The 15,459-nt window shown below is 55.6% G+C and carries 16 protein-coding genes; 12 read left to right on the top strand and 4 right to left on the bottom strand.

Translation table 11 applies throughout. The features are described from left to right. Positions 1 to 5 precede the first annotated feature (5 nt). A complete protein-coding gene (locus tag IG193_RS01465; RefSeq protein ID WP_192819129.1) occupies positions 6 to 392 on the top strand; it encodes a hypothetical protein in 387 nt (128 codons plus the stop codon). Positions 393 to 400: 8 nt separating this feature from the next. Further along, positions 401 to 1,348: an NAD-dependent epimerase/dehydratase family protein gene (locus tag IG193_RS01460; protein WP_192819128.1), complete on the top strand. Its 948-nt coding sequence runs from the start codon at positions 401 to 403 to the stop codon at positions 1,346 to 1,348. Here IG193_RS01460 and IG193_RS01455 read toward each other — a convergent pair. After that, the gene (locus IG193_RS01455; protein ID WP_192819127.1) at positions 1,335 to 1,766 is read right to left on the bottom strand and encodes a thioredoxin family protein; all 432 of its coding nucleotides are present in this window, start codon (positions 1,764 to 1,766) and stop codon (positions 1,335 to 1,337) included. The genes IG193_RS01460 and IG193_RS01455 overlap by 14 nt on opposite strands. A gap of 142 nt (positions 1,767 to 1,908) precedes the next feature. Here IG193_RS01455 and IG193_RS01450 point away from each other — a divergent pair, with 142 nt between their 5' ends. Then, entirely contained in the window at positions 1,909 to 2,274 is a 366-nt protein-coding gene (locus IG193_RS01450) for an aspartyl protease (RefSeq protein ID WP_225876102.1), read from the top strand. 58 nt (positions 2,275 to 2,332) lie between these two features. Here the strand turns inward: IG193_RS01450 and IG193_RS01445 are convergent, their stop codons facing one another. Further along, a complete protein-coding gene (locus tag IG193_RS01445; RefSeq protein WP_192819126.1) occupies positions 2,333 to 3,094 on the bottom strand; it encodes a hypothetical protein in 762 nt (253 codons plus the stop codon). Between the two features lie 65 nt (positions 3,095 to 3,159). On the opposite strand from IG193_RS01445, the gene IG193_RS01440 reads away from it, so the two are divergent. The 6 genes from IG193_RS01440 to IG193_RS01415 all read left to right on the top strand — a co-directional run bounded on the left by IG193_RS01440 (position 3,160) and on the right by IG193_RS01415 (position 9,716). Continuing rightward, positions 3,160 to 3,888 carry an ABC transporter ATP-binding protein gene (locus IG193_RS01440; protein ID WP_192819125.1) on the top strand — a complete coding sequence of 243 codons (729 nt, stop codon included), beginning with the start codon at positions 3,160 to 3,162 and terminating at the stop codon, positions 3,886 to 3,888. Further along, positions 3,885 to 5,207 carry an ABC transporter permease gene (locus IG193_RS01435; RefSeq protein WP_192819124.1) on the top strand — a complete coding sequence of 441 codons (1,323 nt, stop codon included), beginning with the start codon at positions 3,885 to 3,887 and terminating at the stop codon, positions 5,205 to 5,207. The genes IG193_RS01440 and IG193_RS01435 overlap by 4 nt, the downstream gene beginning before the upstream one ends. A 117-nt stretch (positions 5,208 to 5,324) precedes the next feature. Beyond that, positions 5,325 to 6,827: an ABC transporter substrate-binding protein gene (locus tag IG193_RS01430; RefSeq protein WP_192819123.1), complete on the top strand. Its 1,503-nt coding sequence runs from the start codon at positions 5,325 to 5,327 to the stop codon at positions 6,825 to 6,827. Between the two features lie 44 nt (positions 6,828 to 6,871). Next, complete coding sequence (locus tag IG193_RS01425; protein ID WP_192819122.1) at positions 6,872 to 7,783, top strand: carbohydrate ABC transporter permease; 912 nt, start codon at positions 6,872 to 6,874, stop codon at positions 7,781 to 7,783. A gap of 10 nt (positions 7,784 to 7,793) precedes the next feature. Beyond that, positions 7,794 to 8,636, top strand: a complete 843-nt coding sequence (locus IG193_RS01420) for a carbohydrate ABC transporter permease (protein ID WP_192819121.1) — start codon at positions 7,794 to 7,796, stop codon at positions 8,634 to 8,636. A gap of 6 nt (positions 8,637 to 8,642) precedes the next feature. Continuing rightward, on the top strand, positions 8,643 to 9,716 hold the full coding sequence (locus tag IG193_RS01415) for an ABC transporter ATP-binding protein (protein WP_192819120.1): 1,074 nt from the start codon (positions 8,643 to 8,645) through the stop codon (positions 9,714 to 9,716). 15 nt (positions 9,717 to 9,731) lie between these two features. Here IG193_RS01415 and IG193_RS01410 read toward each other — a convergent pair whose 3' ends face one another. Further along, entirely contained in the window at positions 9,732 to 10,457 is a 726-nt protein-coding gene (locus IG193_RS01410; protein WP_192819119.1) for a carotenoid biosynthesis protein, read from the bottom strand. A 63-nt stretch (positions 10,458 to 10,520) separates the two neighbouring features. Between IG193_RS01410 and IG193_RS01405 the strand changes: the two genes are divergently transcribed. The 3 genes from IG193_RS01405 to tsaA are packed head-to-tail and all read left to right on the top strand — an operon-like array spanning position 10,521 to position 14,450. Further along, positions 10,521 to 11,534, top strand: coding sequence for a type II glyceraldehyde-3-phosphate dehydrogenase (locus tag IG193_RS01405; protein WP_192819118.1), 1,014 nt, complete (start codon positions 10,521 to 10,523; stop codon positions 11,532 to 11,534). A gap of 25 nt (positions 11,535 to 11,559) precedes the next feature. Continuing rightward, positions 11,560 to 13,929, top strand: coding sequence for a thermopsin family protease (locus IG193_RS01400; RefSeq protein WP_192819117.1), 2,370 nt, complete (start codon positions 11,560 to 11,562; stop codon positions 13,927 to 13,929). Between the two features lie 17 nt (positions 13,930 to 13,946). Then, positions 13,947 to 14,450, top strand: coding sequence for a tRNA (N6-threonylcarbamoyladenosine(37)-N6)-methyltransferase TrmO (gene tsaA, locus IG193_RS01395; protein ID WP_225876101.1), 504 nt, complete (start codon positions 13,947 to 13,949; stop codon positions 14,448 to 14,450). 67 nt (positions 14,451 to 14,517) lie between these two features. On the opposite strand, the gene IG193_RS01390 is transcribed toward tsaA, so the two are convergent. After that, entirely contained in the window at positions 14,518 to 15,372 is an 855-nt protein-coding gene (locus tag IG193_RS01390) for a coiled-coil domain-containing protein (protein ID WP_192819116.1), read from the bottom strand. Positions 15,373 to 15,459 lie beyond the last annotated feature (87 nt).

Genomic DNA, 15,459 nt, shown 5'->3' with positions numbered 1-15,459 from the left:
TGCCTGTGAAGCTGAGTATTTTCTCCGTCGGGGACGTAGTATACAGCTACGGCGTTATCGAGTTTGAAGGGGGAGAGGACTTCCTAGGCGAGATCTTGAAGAGGGAGCCCTCACAGCTAAAAGAAGAACTCGAGAAAAAGCTTAACACGGCTTTTACGTCTTTCGGCTTTGCCCGCGGGGGCCTTGACTACAAGGGCAATGAGATGCCCCTCGTCTACCTCAGAGTGGAGCTAGAGGACGGGAGCGACTTCAGCCTGGAAATATACCCCGGCTCGGCTAGGAGCTTCTCAAACACGGACGCCGAGGAGCACTACAATACCGTCGTGAAGCTGCTAACAGCCATACAGCCCGGCTTGAAGCTACCGAGAGCAAGGCTAATAGGCTTGGCGTAGGTGTGCCCATGAGGGTTGTCGTAACAGGAGGGGCTGGCTTCATAGGGAGCCACCTTGCCGAGAGGCTCGTCAGAGAGGGCTACAGCGTAGTAGTCTTCGACAACTTCTCGTCCGGCAGGATCGAAAACCTCTTGAGCGTCCTCGACGAGGTCGAGGTCGTAAGAGGGGATTTAAGGTCGCCGAGCGACTTGGAGAAGGCATTCGAGAAGAGAGTGGACGCGGTGTTCCACTTCGCGGCGAATCCTGAAGTCCGAGTAGGGGATCCACAGGAACACTTCGAGAACAATATTCTGGCCACGCACAACCTGCTTGAGGCAATGAGGAGGCATGGCGTGAGAGACGTGGTCTTCGCCTCGACGAGCACTGTGTACGGCGACGCCAAAGTCCTCCCCACGCCCGAAGACTACGGTTCCATGAGGCCTATATCGCTCTACGGGGCCTCAAAGCTCTCTTGCGAGTCGCTGCTCTCGGCGTACGCCCACACGTTCGGCTTCAAAGCCGTCGCACTCAGGTATGCTAACGTCGTGGGCCCGAGGGCTAAGAGAGGAGTCGTGAGGGACTTCGTCTGGAAACTGCTCCAGAACCCCCGGGAGCTCGAGATTTTAGGAGACGGGACGCAGAAGAAAAGCTACGTCTGGATCGAAGACGCCGTTGAGGCAACGCTCCATGCCTGGCTCGCGACTCAGGGCGGGTTTGAGGCCTACAACGTCGGGAGCGAGGACTCCATAACAGTAGTAGAGGTAGCGGACATTGTTGTGGAGGTGATGGGGCTAAGCGGCGTTCACTACAAGTTCACGGGAGGGGTTGACGGGGGTAGAGGTTGGGTGGGCGACGTGAAGTACATGCACCTAGATATATCTAAGCTTGTGTCCCTCGGGTGGAAGCCCAAGCACAACAGTAGGGAGGCCGTGAGAAAGGCCGCAAAAAACGCCTTAGAGGAGCTTAAGCCTGCATAGTGAAGAGAACGTACGTTAGCGTAAGCTTTTCCATAGTCATCGAGCCCTCGTTCTTGAAACTCTTCTTCACCTTCCCGTTCTCCCGCAGTAGGAATACTATGGTTGGGGACACGTGGACGTCAAATATCTCGAAGAGCCTCCTGGCGGGCTCCGAGTCACACTGCTTCGCAAACCAGTTGCAGAGGGCTATCATGAAGTAAGTGTTCCCAGCCTGATCGGCGTTCTTCTCGACGAAGGGGAACCACACTTTGTCGAAGCGTCTACACGCGGGGCATAGCGTGTTGTCAAAGTAGATGACGTGTAGGCCGTTATCTCCCAGCCAGAATCTATCCAGTAGAATCCACCCCTTCTTCTCCCTAGAGTAGACGTAGAGGCCGTTGGGAGTGCCAGATCCCGGTTGTTGGTATACCTCCGTCATACGGTTCTGCATAAGAAGAGCCGAAGATATAAAAATTTTAGAATAACCACCGGAGGCCTCAGGCTCTCCACCTCAAGCTTTAAGCCCGGCGGCTCCTTATACATGGGGCGGATATGGACCACATAACCGTTGAAGCAAGGATATGCTCGCTAGACAAGTCGAAGTGCGTTGCTATGGACGCTCTCGTCAACACGGGGCCACTCTCTCTGTCATTTCCAGAAGCCTAGCCGAGGAACTGGGGATAAAGGTTGTTAGAAGGGATCAGGTAGAGACGGGGGCCGGCATGATAATTGTGGACAGGGGAGTTGCAGTCATCGCGATAGGGGATAGGGAGACGATATCCGAGGTCTGGGTGAGCGACATAATAAGCAGAGTATTGGTAGGATCCGTAACCCTAGAGCTCCTCGGGCTCAGGGTTGACCCTAGAACAGGCAAGCTAGAGCCAGCCCCACTGCTCCTCTACACCACCTTGCAGCAACAGCCTGTCAAAGCGCGTGTGAGCGCCTAGAGTACCGTAGCGGGCTGGAGTGCACGGGTCAATAGGATCCAGGCTCAGTTTTCGTTTTTCAGGGTGGGAGTGCTGTGCATGCTTTGAGGAGCGGCTGGTACAGTGCGTTTGCAACAGTGCCTTTAAGGATGAAGTCGAGGGCTATCAGCGCGAGTGCGTAGACAAGTAGCCTCTTTACGCCCTCTTCTACCACGACTCGACGCTCCTTCACTAGGAGCCAGGATACTCTTGTAAGGGCTGTCCCAAGCATCACGTACCCTAAAACCCTCAGGATAGCGTAGACCTGCCAGGACAGGAGTGCGACCTCGAGGAAGTGCCCCGGCTTTGCGTACGTGAGTAGGACTCCGACGTAGAAGTTCATGTAGTCTAGGAGGTAGGCACCCATGAGGAGGCCAGCAAACCCTACAGTGAGGAGCGTGGCCAGCGAGAAAACAACCACCTCTACAACCTTGGGAACGAAGAACAGTGAGGGGTTCCCCTCTGCCCCCCTACTAGTCTTGATCCACTCGAACATCTCGCGCACGTATTCCTCGCCTTTAGCTACCAGGCCTCCGTGGACGAGCCCTGTGAATGCAGAGTTTATCATGAGCAGCGACGAGACTAGAACCCAGGAGTAGACGAGTACCAGTGCGGCTGAGAGCCTGTTACTGGAGACCATTCTCAGGAAGCCGGGGTATACGGATAGAGTCAGGAGGAGGGGGAGGAGAAGTTGGTTAACCCTCGCGAGCAAAACCCCCACGTAGAACGCCACAACTGTTACAGCGAGCGTCGAGACCAAGCATATATAGACGTTTTCACAGTAACGCGAGGGGTCTTCCAAGCCGCCCGCCTCTACTCTTATTTCTAACGAAAGTTTTATTTATATCGTTTTCCCAAGCGCTAACAATGACTGTAGTCCTTGTCAAGGATCTTGTTAAAGACTTCGGCGGCTTTAGGGCGCTGAACGGCGTGAGCTTTGCTGTCGATGAAGGCGAGGTCTTCGGGCTCATAGGCCCCAACGGCGCGGGGAAGACGACGACCTTCAGGATACTGGCCGGCTTGCTCTACCCTACGCGGGGCGAGGTGCTCGTCCTCGGCGAGAAGCCCGGCTCGCTCAGAGTCAAGAAGCAGACGTCCTATCTCCCCGAAGACGCTGGAACCTACAGGAACATCACGGGCTACGAGTTTCTCAGGATGGTGGCTGAGCTCTACTTCGGCAAGACCAGGGAGGCTGAAGAAGCAGTAGAAGTTGGCGTGGAGATCGCGGGGCTAGGCGAGAAGATCCATGAGAAGATGAAGTCCTACAGCAAGGGGATGAAGCGGAGGGTGCAGGTTGCGAGGGCCCTCATGGTGAGGCCTAAGCTAGCCATTCTTGACGAGCCTACTGCCGGGCTGGACGTGGTGCAGGCCAAGGAGATACGCGACATAGTGAGGGAGTACGCCAGGAGCCTCGGCGTGACCGTGCTCATGTCTAGCCATAACATGCTGGAAGTAGAGGACGTCTGCACCCGTGTCGCACTGATCGACAGGGGGAGGGTTCTAGAGGAGGGGCACGTCAGGGATCTCGTTGAAAAGTACGGCGCACACAACCTCGAGGAGGTCTTCTTTAAGGTGGTAAAAGGTGGTGGCAGGTGATAGTCCCGCTCCTCGCCAAGGAAGTCAAGGATCTGCTGAGAGACCCCAGGATACTAGTACCATTTATACTGAGCGCCCTCATACTGCCTGTAGTGGCTCTCGTGATATCTGTACCCATGAAGTCAGCGGTAGAGCAGGCGGTGCGGGGCGCCCAGAACATCGGCGTCGTAGACCTCGACACAGGCGCTTACTCGAAGGCCCTCATCCAGTGGCTGGCAAGAGCGGGCTTCAACGTAACCGAAATACCCCCCGGGAGCATCGAGAGCATAGCCGCGGCGGCATCCCGGAGAGGCCTACGGGTCGTGGTGATCCTGCCTGAAGGCTTCTCCACCAGTATAGCCCAGGGCAGGCCCGCGAACATAACAGTACTCTCTGTCGTAGACGAGATCTCCATGTTCTCGGGAGTCGAGGTACAACCGATAGTGGAGCAAGTGAAGAACTTCTACATCACCCTCATCGCTAACAAGTCCGGCATTAACCCACAAGTGCTCCTGAACCCCGTCGTCTATAAGCCGCAGACATACATAGCGAGCAAGAAGACGTTCCTGCCCGCAGGCCCCACTTCGCTGGCAGGCCTCCTAATGGCAGCGATACTAGTGCCAATGGTCGTAATGTCGATATCCCTCGTCGTCATGCAGATGTCTGCCACCTCCATGGCCGTGGAGAACGAGGAGAGAACCCTGGAGACGCTGCTGACAATGCCCGTCCCGCCACGCGATATCTTGACAGCGAAACTACTGGGGATGTTCATCGTATCTCTGGTGGGCTCCGCACTCGAGCTCGTGGGTATGCTCCTGTACTTCCTGGTGTACTTTGCGACTTTTCTCGGCTCGGCTCCAGCCATAACAGCTCCGGGACAGCCCATGCCTGTGAGTTTCCCCGGCCTAGCAGACCTGTTCCCGCCTCAGTCTATGCTACTGTTGGCCCCGAGCCTCCTCATATCACTCTTCTTCGCAGCAGCCCTCGGCGTCATTGTAGGCGCGCTCAGCCGCGACGTCCGGATAGCTAACACAGTGATGAGTCCTCTAGGCATGCTCGTGGTTCTCCCTAGCTACTTCGTGGTCTTCGCCCCCTCGAACATGATTGGCCCCGTACTCAAAGCAGTGCTCTACACGTTCCCCCTAACACAGCCGACAATCCTCGCCAAGGACATTATCAGCTCCAGCCCGCCTCCCGAGGCTCTCATCTACGTCGTGCTCTCCATTGCCCTGACACTCGGCCTCGTATACCTCACCTCCAGCATAATTTCCCTCGAGACACTGTCCAAGGTTCAGTATAGCCTAGAGAAGGCTATTGCTAAAATAAGGAGGACAAAATAACTCATATTATCCACAATTTCTCAAAATCTATAGAGTATATAGATTTAATTTAAATGAACATTTAAATATTTCTAGAAAAACAAATAAGTAGTTATCTTTCACTCTACCCCGATAAACATGTCAAAACCACTGCAGAAGACAACAGCACTATTGCTCATAGTTACTCTTGTAATAGGCTTCATAGCGGGCTACCTAGTACACTGGGCAACTACACCAACAGCCCCTGCGGAAGGGTACGTCCCGAAGTCTGAGTACGATAAGCTAGCGACTGAGCTACAGGGCCTAAAAGCACAGCTACAACAATTACAACAGCAGGGGGGCAAGCCTGTTGAAATAGTTATTACAGCCTGGACGCAGGGGCCTGAGAGGGAGTCCATATATAGGCAGCTAAACCTTGTAGAGGCAGCGAACAGGTTGAACACGATATTCAAGGCTCTGGGTGTACCGGCTACCGTGAAGGTTGAGGGAGACTTCTCTACAGCCTCCTGGACAGACTACAGGAATAAGGTGTTCTTGGCCCTACAGGGCGGGACAGGCCCCTGTATCTTCCAGATGGAGCACCACTACGCGGCCCTACTCAGCGAGAACGGCTGGATAATACCGCTCGACGACTACGTCAAGAAGTACTGGAACTGGACCTACTACGACATCATAAGCGGGCTCTGGGACTCTGTGACCTACAAGGGCCGCATCTGGGGCATCCCCCAGGATACAGAGGCACGGCCTGTCTACTTCAACAAGCTACTCTTGAAGCAGCTGGGCTGGACCGACGAGCAGATAAACTCGCTACCGGACAGGATAAGGAAGGGCGAGTTCACGCTCTGGGATCTGCTTAAAGTCGCAGAGGAAGCTGTACAGAAGGGCGTTGTCCAACCCGGGTACGGAATCTGGCACAGACCCAGTGCCGGGCCTGACTGGCCAATAGTCTACCTCGCCTTCGGCGGGACACTCCAAGATCCGGCCACTGGGAAACTTGTTGCCGACATGAAAGCCTGGAAGAAGACCTTTGACTGGTTCTACGAGGCTTCAATGCAGAAGAGGAAAGTAATATCTGACAAAATTACTTCACTCGATTGGAACCGTGATATACACCCCACAGTAGTTGCTGGCAAGGTCTTGTTCTGGTTCGGCGGCACCTGGCACAAAGGACAATGGGTAGGATCCTTCGGACTTTCCGAGGAGAAGTTCTGGCAGATGTTTGGCTTCGCGCTATACCCGGCTGGAGAGCCTGGTCTAAAGCCTGTAACGCTGTCACAACCACAGGCCTACTTCATATCTAAGACTTGTAAGCACCCTGAAGTTGCATTCCTCATAATCACGCTGGCAACAGACCCCTACCTCAACTCATTGCATGCTGTTAAGAGTGCTCACTTAGCAATACTACACGGTCAGCTCTCTGACTCAGTTTATACGCAGGACACGTTCCTTGCGGCTACAGGCTACATGGTCGAGTACGCTAAGTACCAGCCCCTACACCCGAAGTGGAGCGACTACAACACGATAATCTTTAACGTAATAAAGGGCATTGAGACAGGACAGTTCAACTCCGACCAAGCCCTCCAGGTATTTAAGCAGAACCTCCAGAGCACACTTGGAGACCAGGTGATTATAAGAGAGTAGTACCTGAAAACAAAATTCTTTTTTTCTCTCAGAGGTGTCTCCGGATGGCTTCTAGGAGGCGTTTAATGAGGATCGCTATACTCAGTCTCATGCTTATCCCGGCTACCCTTGTCATAGTAGTCTTCATGGTAGTCCCGGCTGTACTAACTATCCTCATGTCGCTCACAAACCTGGACTACAGGTTTATCTGGGAGTGGGTTGGGCTTGCAAACTACCAGAAATTCGTCACAGACATAAATACTCTCATATTCGTGAGGAATACTATAATTTACGTCGCGGGGACTCTCGCCTTTAACGTGGGCATGGGCCTTCTGCTCGCACTAGTCTCCACACACATCCACGACACTATCGGCACGTTAATGCGCGCGCTCTGGTACCTGCCTAGAGTCATGCCCTCCGTCATCTACGCGTTCATAATGATGTGGATATTCTCTCCAATGGACACGGGCTTCTTGAACACGGTTATAAGGGGGCTAGGGGGGCAACCTGTGCCCTGGACTTTCAAGTATTACTGGCCTTTCCTGTTCATAGTCAACGGCTTCATAGGCTGTAGCTTTGGAATGGTAATATTTAGCTCGGCCATAAAAGCCATACCACAGGACTACATCATAGCCGCTAAGGTTGACGGGGCGTCACAACTCACAATAGTGAGGCGGATTATCCTCCCACTGATAAAGTGGCACATAGCGTTCGTCGTGGCCTACCAGACTCTCTCGCTCCTCGCCTCCTTCGAGTACATCCTACTAACCCTAGACGGCGGCCCAGGTTACTACTCGACAGAAGTCATGATACTGCAGGCATACCACCTGGCTTTCGGGCAGTACTTAGCGTCCATGCGGTACGGCTATGCAGCCGTCTTCGTGTCCGTACTCCTCGTAATAGGGCTTGTTCTCTCGATCGTATACTGGAAAGTATTCAGGCTCCGCGAGCTCATGGCTGAGCCGAAGATGGAGTAGGTGGGAGTCTATGAGGGTGAAAGTTACGACTGTCCTCCTCTACGCGCTTGCCCTGATCCTTCTAGTAATAATAGCAGTTCCCATCGTATTGCTCCTAGGACTCGCGTCTAGCGAGAGCCCTGTTACAATTAAGGGCTTCACGCTGGAGAACTTCAACTACCTAAGGAAGGGGATACTGTTCGAGAATGACCCTGTCTACAGCAAGCTCTACCCCAATGTCTACTCTACTGCGCTCAACACTCTCGTGTTAGCCCTCGGGAACATGCTACTCGTAGTTTTAATATCCTCTATGGCCGGTTACATCATCTCCCGCTACAGCTTCAGAGGGCGTAGCACGCTCCTGGGGACATTCCTCATTATACACGGAGTCCCAGCTTCTGTCCTACTCATAGCACTGTACTTCATGCTACGCGAGATGAAGCTGCTCAACACAATCCTAGGCGTCGTACTTGTGAAGATGTCTGTCGACCTGCCGCTGGGAGTCTGGGTGCTTAAAGGCTTCTACGACAGTATACCATGGGACTTGGAGATAGCAAGCCTCGTTGACGGCACGAGCAGGCTGGGAGCCTTCTACCGGGTGATGCTGCCCCTGGTTAAACCGGGAATTTTCGCAGTGGCGCTCTTCTCGTTCCTAAGTGGCTGGGGCGAGTACATCTTCGTGTACACGTTCATCCAGTCCCAGACGAACTGGACGCTCTCCTTGTTGATACGTAGCCTCATAGGGGAGATGGGCGGCATAAACCTCTCACTGATAGCTGCTCTCTCAGTATTCTATTTAATACCCGTGGTTGTACTATTCGTAGTGGGCGAGAAGTACCTGGTTAGGGTCACGATAGGTGGTGTTAAGGGGTGATAGGGTATGGTTAGGGTAAGGTTGGAGAACGTTTCGAAAACGTTTAAAGGCGGAGTAGACGCCGTGAAAAACCTGAACCTCGAGGTAAAAGACAAGGAGTTCGTCGTGCTACTGGGGCCCAGCGGGTGTGGGAAGACAACGACGCTGCTAATGATAGCTGGCGTCTACAAACCCAACTCTGGGTACATATACTTCGACGACACCATTGTCAACGACCTAGAGCCTAAGGACAGGAATATAGGCATGGTCTTCCAGAGCTACGCGCTGTACCCCCACATGACTGTCTACGAGAACATAGCCTTCCCCCTGCGGCTGAAGAAACTACCTAAACAGGAGATCGACGCGAGAGTGCGGGAAGTATCCTCCATGCTGAAGATCGAGGATCTCCTCAACAGGAAGCCCTCGCAGCTGAGCGGCGGGCAGCAGCAGCGCGTTGCACTGGCACGTGCAATAGTAAAGCAACCCCAACTATTCCTGATGGACGAGCCACTCAGCAACCTGGACGCCAAGATACGCGTCGAGGTTAGAGCTGAGCTGAAGAGGCTTCAGAGGGAGCTGGGGATAACCACTATCTACGTCACACACGACCAGGCGGAGGCCATGAGCCTGGCAGACAGAATAGCAGTGATGAATAGAGGCGAGCTACAGCAGTACGCCACCCCTGAGGAACTCTACAACAACCCTGCAAACACCTTCGTTGCAAGCTTTATAGGTAGCCCTCCGGCCAACCTGCTAGACGCCGAGGTAGTTCTCGAGCCCCACCCACGGGTTGAAGTGGCCGGAGCCTCCTTTGCATTGCCGGAGGATCTGGCGGGAGTATTCAAGGAAAGGGGGGAGACTAGAGTCACGATAATGCTCAGGCCGGAGCACATTAAAGTAAAGAGGGGGAAGGGCTTCACAGTATACAGTACTGAGTGGCTCGGCCGCGAAGAGTACGCTTTCCTCCGGGCTCCAGACGGATCCTTAGTAAGGGCTGTACTGTCCCCAGAAGAGAGGTTCGACGTAGGCGAGGAAGTCGAGATAGCCTTCGACTTCAGGAAAGTACACTTCTACAAGCGCAGCGGAGAACTAATTGTGTAACTTTATTTTTTAATGTTATTTTATACTCTTTCTCCCGCCGAGAACGTACACTAGAGCAGACAGTGTAGTCAGTAGTGCGAAACTGGAGATGAAGGGTACAATTGTCGCCGCTGTGGCTTCTCTCGCAACTACTAGGCATGCTGCGAGCACCGTGAGAGAGCCTATACGCGGTACTTGAGGCTCATCCCTAACAATCCTCTGGTAGACGAGGACGGCTATGGCCGTGACTAGGCCCCAGCCGGCGAAGTTCGAGACAGGGACTCCAAACCAGCTGGACCCCGGTGCTGTCCACTCCCAAAGCCCCCGCTCCACCATTACCGGATCTAACCCTAAGTCGAGGAAAACCATGTAGAGTACTGTTGCCACAGCCCTACCCCTCCTACCCGGGAGTGGCAGCGAGGAGAGGTAGGACGTGTAGACGTACGTGCCCCAGGCCACCACAACGGGGACAGGCACCCCCAGGATTCTAGGCGCAGCCCAGTGGTACGTGTAAGAGCCGAAAGGGAGCCCTGTACTGAGCCCTATAACCTCGAAGATGAATCCTGTTAGGGAGCCTGAGAGGAACAGTAGCATTGCACCCCTCCAGAAGACAGAGGCAGCGCAGATAGACGCCGCGAGAAACACTAGCAGGAGGAGCTCGCCTAGGGGTCTGGGTGTCACTGCCTGCAATGCATACCCTAGTACTAGGAGCAGTGAGGGGAGTAGCCTGTACACCCCCAGTTCGCAGAGGCCAGAAGTCATGAAGTTTTCTGTCATGATTTATCAATAATAATATTTTAGATTAATAACATGTGGTTTATTAACGTGATAAGGGTAGCCGTTAACGGCTTCGGGACGATTGGGAAGAGAGTGGCCTGGGCCGTCAAGCTCCAGCCCGACATGGAGCTCGTAGGGGTCTCGAAGACTAAGCCAGACTGGGAGGCCCTACTGGCCGTGAAGATGGGGTTGGACGTCTTCGTCCCGGAGGAGTCTATCGAGAAGTTCGAAGGGAGCGGCATCAAGCCGTCCGGCACAATCGAGGAGATGGTATTGAAGAGCGACGTGATCGTGGATGCCACCCCGAGCGGCGTCGGGGCAAGCTACAGACTCCTATACGAGAAGGCTGGGAGGAAGGCCGTCTTCCAGGGCGGCGAAAAGCCCGGGGTTGCAGATGCTAGCTTCAACTCTCTAGTGAACTTCAGCAGAGTCATGGGCTTGAAGTATCTCAGAATTCTCTCTTGCAACACCACGGGGCTGGCTAGAGTTATCTATGCTCTTTCAAGGGTCGGTGCGCTGAGGAGGGTGAACGGCGTAGTGGTGAGGCGTGGAGCCGACCCTAAGGAGACGGGGAGAGGGCCCATCGAGGGTTTAGTCCTTGAAAGCCTTCCACCCCCTTCACACCACGCCCGCGACTTAGCCGAGCTCTTCCCCAGCCTGGAAGTGAATACATATGCCATTGTAGCCCCCACGACGCTCTCGCACCTCCACGTCCTGTTCGCGGAGTTCCGGGAGCCCGTGAGCCCTTCAAGCGTTCTGGAGGCTCTCTACGAGACGCCTAGAGTCTCCGTGGTGGGCGACCACATAAGATCTACGGCTGAGCTGCGCGAGCTGGCGAGGTATGCGGGCAGGCCCTTCGGCGACATATACGAGGTCGTCGTGTGGGGTAGTAGCGTCCTTGTGAAGGGGTACACTGTAGCTCTTGCCTATGCCGTGCACCAGGAGGCTGTCGTCGTTCCGGATAACGTAGACGCTATTAGAGCTCTAACGGCATCAGTGAAAGATCCTATGGACTCGATATCCATCACAGACAGAACTCTCGGGGTGAAGAGCTGGCTATAAATTACTGCCGGAAAAAGTTGTACATGTGAGACTGGGCCTAGCCTTCCTGCTACTGGCGGTCTCCCTAGCAGTGGCTAGTCGGGCGTACGCCCAGGACAACTGCGTGACGCTAGCGTACACCATCCAGGCCAGCGTTGCGCCAAGCTACTACTGGTACTACCCCCTGGACTTCGGGATCTCTGGGAGCGTTACTGTCACTCTCTACCCCCAACTCTACTCGGACACGCCTGTGAGGGTCGTGGTATACGACCTCACGCGCTCCAGGGAGCTGGCCTCCACAAGTCCCTACACACGGCTTTCGGAGCCGCTTACAGTTACCTTCAGCTCCCCGAGACGGGTCGGGCTAGCAATCTTCAACCCCTCCAGCAGTACTGCCAGAGTCCGGGGGGCGGTGAAGGCCACGCTGTGCGGAAACCCTGCTCTCGCCTGGGCTCTGGAGCACTCAGCGAAGCTCTCCAATACTGTTCTCGGCCCCGCGGCGCCAACGGGCATAGCTGACTTCGGCATAGCCCTCGTGAACGGCACGTACACTGTTTACTCGTACAACTTCTCCGGGGCGAGAGCTGAAGTCTCCTTTTCGCCAGACTTTAGAGCAGTCAGCTACAGCTACCCCTACTCGACTAGGGGCTTCAGCGTTCAGCTGAACCTAAACCTAAAAGTCGCGACGAAGGCTGGCTCGCAGCAAGTGTACTGGGTTCAAGAAGTCCTCATAGCGTCGGAGAGCGGCGTGTTCGTAAACATAAACATCTGGAATACTACAGTTGTCTCTAGGGAGCAGGTCTGCTCCCTCGCGCAACTCAACCCTTACAGGGTTTCTGGGAAGGGCTACGTCAGGCACTACAGCGGGGAGCAGGGGGGCTGCGCGGGGGACGTCTACGTCTACGCGGCAGCCCAGACCCCCTTTGCCGCGCGCGTGAGCCTCGAGGTTGGCGTCGAAACCACGGGCGATAGCGTGAGAGTAAGCTTCTACAGGGACGGATCCCTCGTAGACTCGGTCATCATAACCCCATCCGGGGGAGTCTCATGGGCCGGTTTTGTCGTCGAGCCCCTACTGTGGGAGTGGGCCCCGCTGAACGCGGAGCTCGTGGTGGCCGGGCAGTCTAGCAGGTACCCCGTAGCCGTGGTCGAGAGCGGGAGTGTTACACTGAAGCTCATATATCTCCGCGAGGGGCGCTGGGCCGTGCCAGTATCGGCTTGGTCTGTCGGGGGCAACACCTACGAGAGGGCTGTAGCTGGCTTGCAGCAGGTGGGCGGGGCGTCCGTTACCGTTGGCAGGGGGGAGCCCCGCGTCTTCCAGGCCTGGCTCTTCCTCGTGACTATTCGGACGCCTCTGGGGGTGTTCTACTCGACGAGCCTGGACATATCCAGGTACATTGCCCCGGTCATAGACTTCGGCAACGGGACTAGGCTTGTGGAGCCGCGCGTGTACATTGACGGCAAGCCAGCCGGCTCTATGAGAGTCTGGCCCGGCGCTGTGGTCGAGGTCTACTATACTAGGCAGTATAGGGTTAGCGTCTACTTGCCGACCGGAGGAGTAGAGAAGTGGGTGGCTCAGGGCATTGAAGTTGGCTCGCTTGTGCCAGAAGAGATAGACCTGGGGAACGGTACTAGGTACAAACTGGAGGGCATCTACTTCTCGGGGGGCAAGGTGGGCCGCGACTACAGGGTCGAGGGGCCGGGCGAGATCCGGGGCGTCTACAGGAGACAGTTCCTCGTCTCGATAGTAGCCCTGGAGACCAGGACAGCGTGGCTCGATGAAGGGTCAGGTCTCGAGGAGCTCGTTCCCTCCCAGGTGGACTTCGGGAACAGGACACGGCTAGTGTCGCCTGTCGTCCACTACAGGGGCTTAAGCTTCAACCTGGCAGGCGCGAGGGTTATCGGCCCCGGCGTGTACACGGTCACCTATACGAGACAGTACCTCGTGAGAGTTTTCGCGCTCAACGCAAGCTACGAGGAGTGGGTGGACAGCGGGAAGAGCATAACTGTCAGGTCTCCCAGCTTTAACGTTTCAGGCGTCTACATAGCCCCTGTTGCCTACGAAGTTAACGGGACCAGGCGGGAGACCCCTGAGATCCTCGTGAAGGGGCCTGTGGACGTGAGGGTCGTCTACAACGCGACTGCGAGGCTAGGGTTCTCAAGCCTCGGCCTACCGGCGCTCTACGCGGAGGCGGCGCTCAAGTGCGGCGGGAAAGCCGCGAGTAAAACCCTCGTGCTCGCGTGGGATGCAATGCTGACGCTCGGCGATGTTAACACCACCGACTGCTCGGTAACTTACACGAGCGTACCCTCGTGGCCTGCAGTACTCCTGCTCACAGCGATAGGGGTCGCAGTGACAGTTAGGAGCGCGGCGAGGAAGTTGAAGAGAGGCGTTGAAGGCGCGGGAGGGCCTCTTTAAACGGTGGGGTGCAGGCAGTGACGCGGGGAGTCATACAGCTCAAGCCGATAGGAGTCGTGCACACGAGAGCCACCCCGGAAGAAGTTAGGTCTTCATTGAGGGGTGTGGACGGGGTCATCGAGGTCTTCGAAGAGTACGCTGAGGGGCTGGTAGGGCTCGAGGGCTTCTCGCACGTAATCGTAATCGCGTACCTACACCTTTCAAGGCAGGCTCCGCTACTAGTAAAGCCTAGGAGGCTTGCGAGATTCGGGATACCCCTGGAAGATTTGCCGGCTATAGGCGTCTTCGCCACGGATAGCCCGGATAGGCCAAACCCGTTGGCACTGTCGATAGTCGAGTTGAAGAGCGTTAGAGGCAGGTTCCTGGAGGTGTCCGGCCTGGATCTCTTTGACGGGACGCCGGTTCTAGACATAAAGCCCTACACGCCGTCCCGCTCGCTGAGGATCACAAAGCTTCCCGCGTGGTACACCGAGCTGGTGCAGAAACTCAGGGAGAGGGGCATAGACATCGGCGACGTGTAAGGTGTCGCGGGCTTCTGGCCGGTGGACTGGGGCTCGAGCCCTCGCGCCAGGGCAGGTAGAGAGCCTGTCACCTCTCATAGCTGGCCACGACATAGAGGCCTAAATCCTGGGCCTTCTTCTTTGCCGAGGGGTGGATGAGATACCCGAAGAGCACTCCAACTGTCTTCTGCGCGAGGGCCTCAGAGGCAGGTCTGTAGATGCGGCGGTAGAAACGCTCCACGTCTGTGTCGTAAATCCTGGATTTGACCTCTCCCAGAACAACTACCCTCTCCCCCCTCAAAGAGCCCTCCCCGTAGAGGTCTACTTCTACCTCCTCGCCTCCGACAAGGAGGAACTCCCTCCTCAAATCCTCTACCTCGACTCCAAGGTGCTTGTGCAGCCAACCCGGGAGGAGGGCTCTGGCGATATCCTCGAGCCCGAAGCCGACGGCCTCTGACAGCCTCCCCACTTCGGATCGGAGTATGTTGAGCCCCTCTACGAGCTTAGCTACAGCATCCTCTAGCCTGGCCACTCTCTCCTCCGTTCTTGCCTGTGCTTCTGCGAGCCTAGCTACTGTATTCTCGAGCCTCGTTAACCGCTCTTCTGCTCTTACCTGGGCTTCTGCGAGCCTGGCCACCGTATCCTCCAATCTGGTCAGCCGGCTCTCGACCGCAGAGAGTCTCTCCTCCGCTCTTACCTGGGCTTCTGCAAGCTTGGCCACCGCGTCCTCCAGTCTAGTCAGCCTGCTCTCGACTCCAGAAAGCTGCTCTTCGGCTCTTGCCTGGGCTTCTGCGAGCCTGGCCACCGCGTCTTCAAGCCTCTTGGCTGACGCCCTGAGATCCTCCAGCCCTAGGAGGCCGGCTACTGCATAGCGTAATTCCTCGTCCTCTTTCAGCAGGTCTAGTAGCTTTTTCCTGAGCTCTAGTTGTGCCATCCGCTCCAAGTCGTAATGACGCTGGATTCGTTAAAAGTATTGTCCAGCCTGGCGGTTGTGCCGGTCAACGCCTATCTTAGGCCTGGATCTTGGTAT

Source organism: Infirmifilum lucidum, from assembly GCF_014876775.1.
Lineage (GTDB): Archaea > Thermoproteota > Thermoprotei > Thermofilales > Thermofilaceae > Thermofilum > Thermofilum lucidum.
Note: the sequence above shows the minus strand (reverse complement) of the source record. Positions and strands in the feature narration are given on the sequence as shown.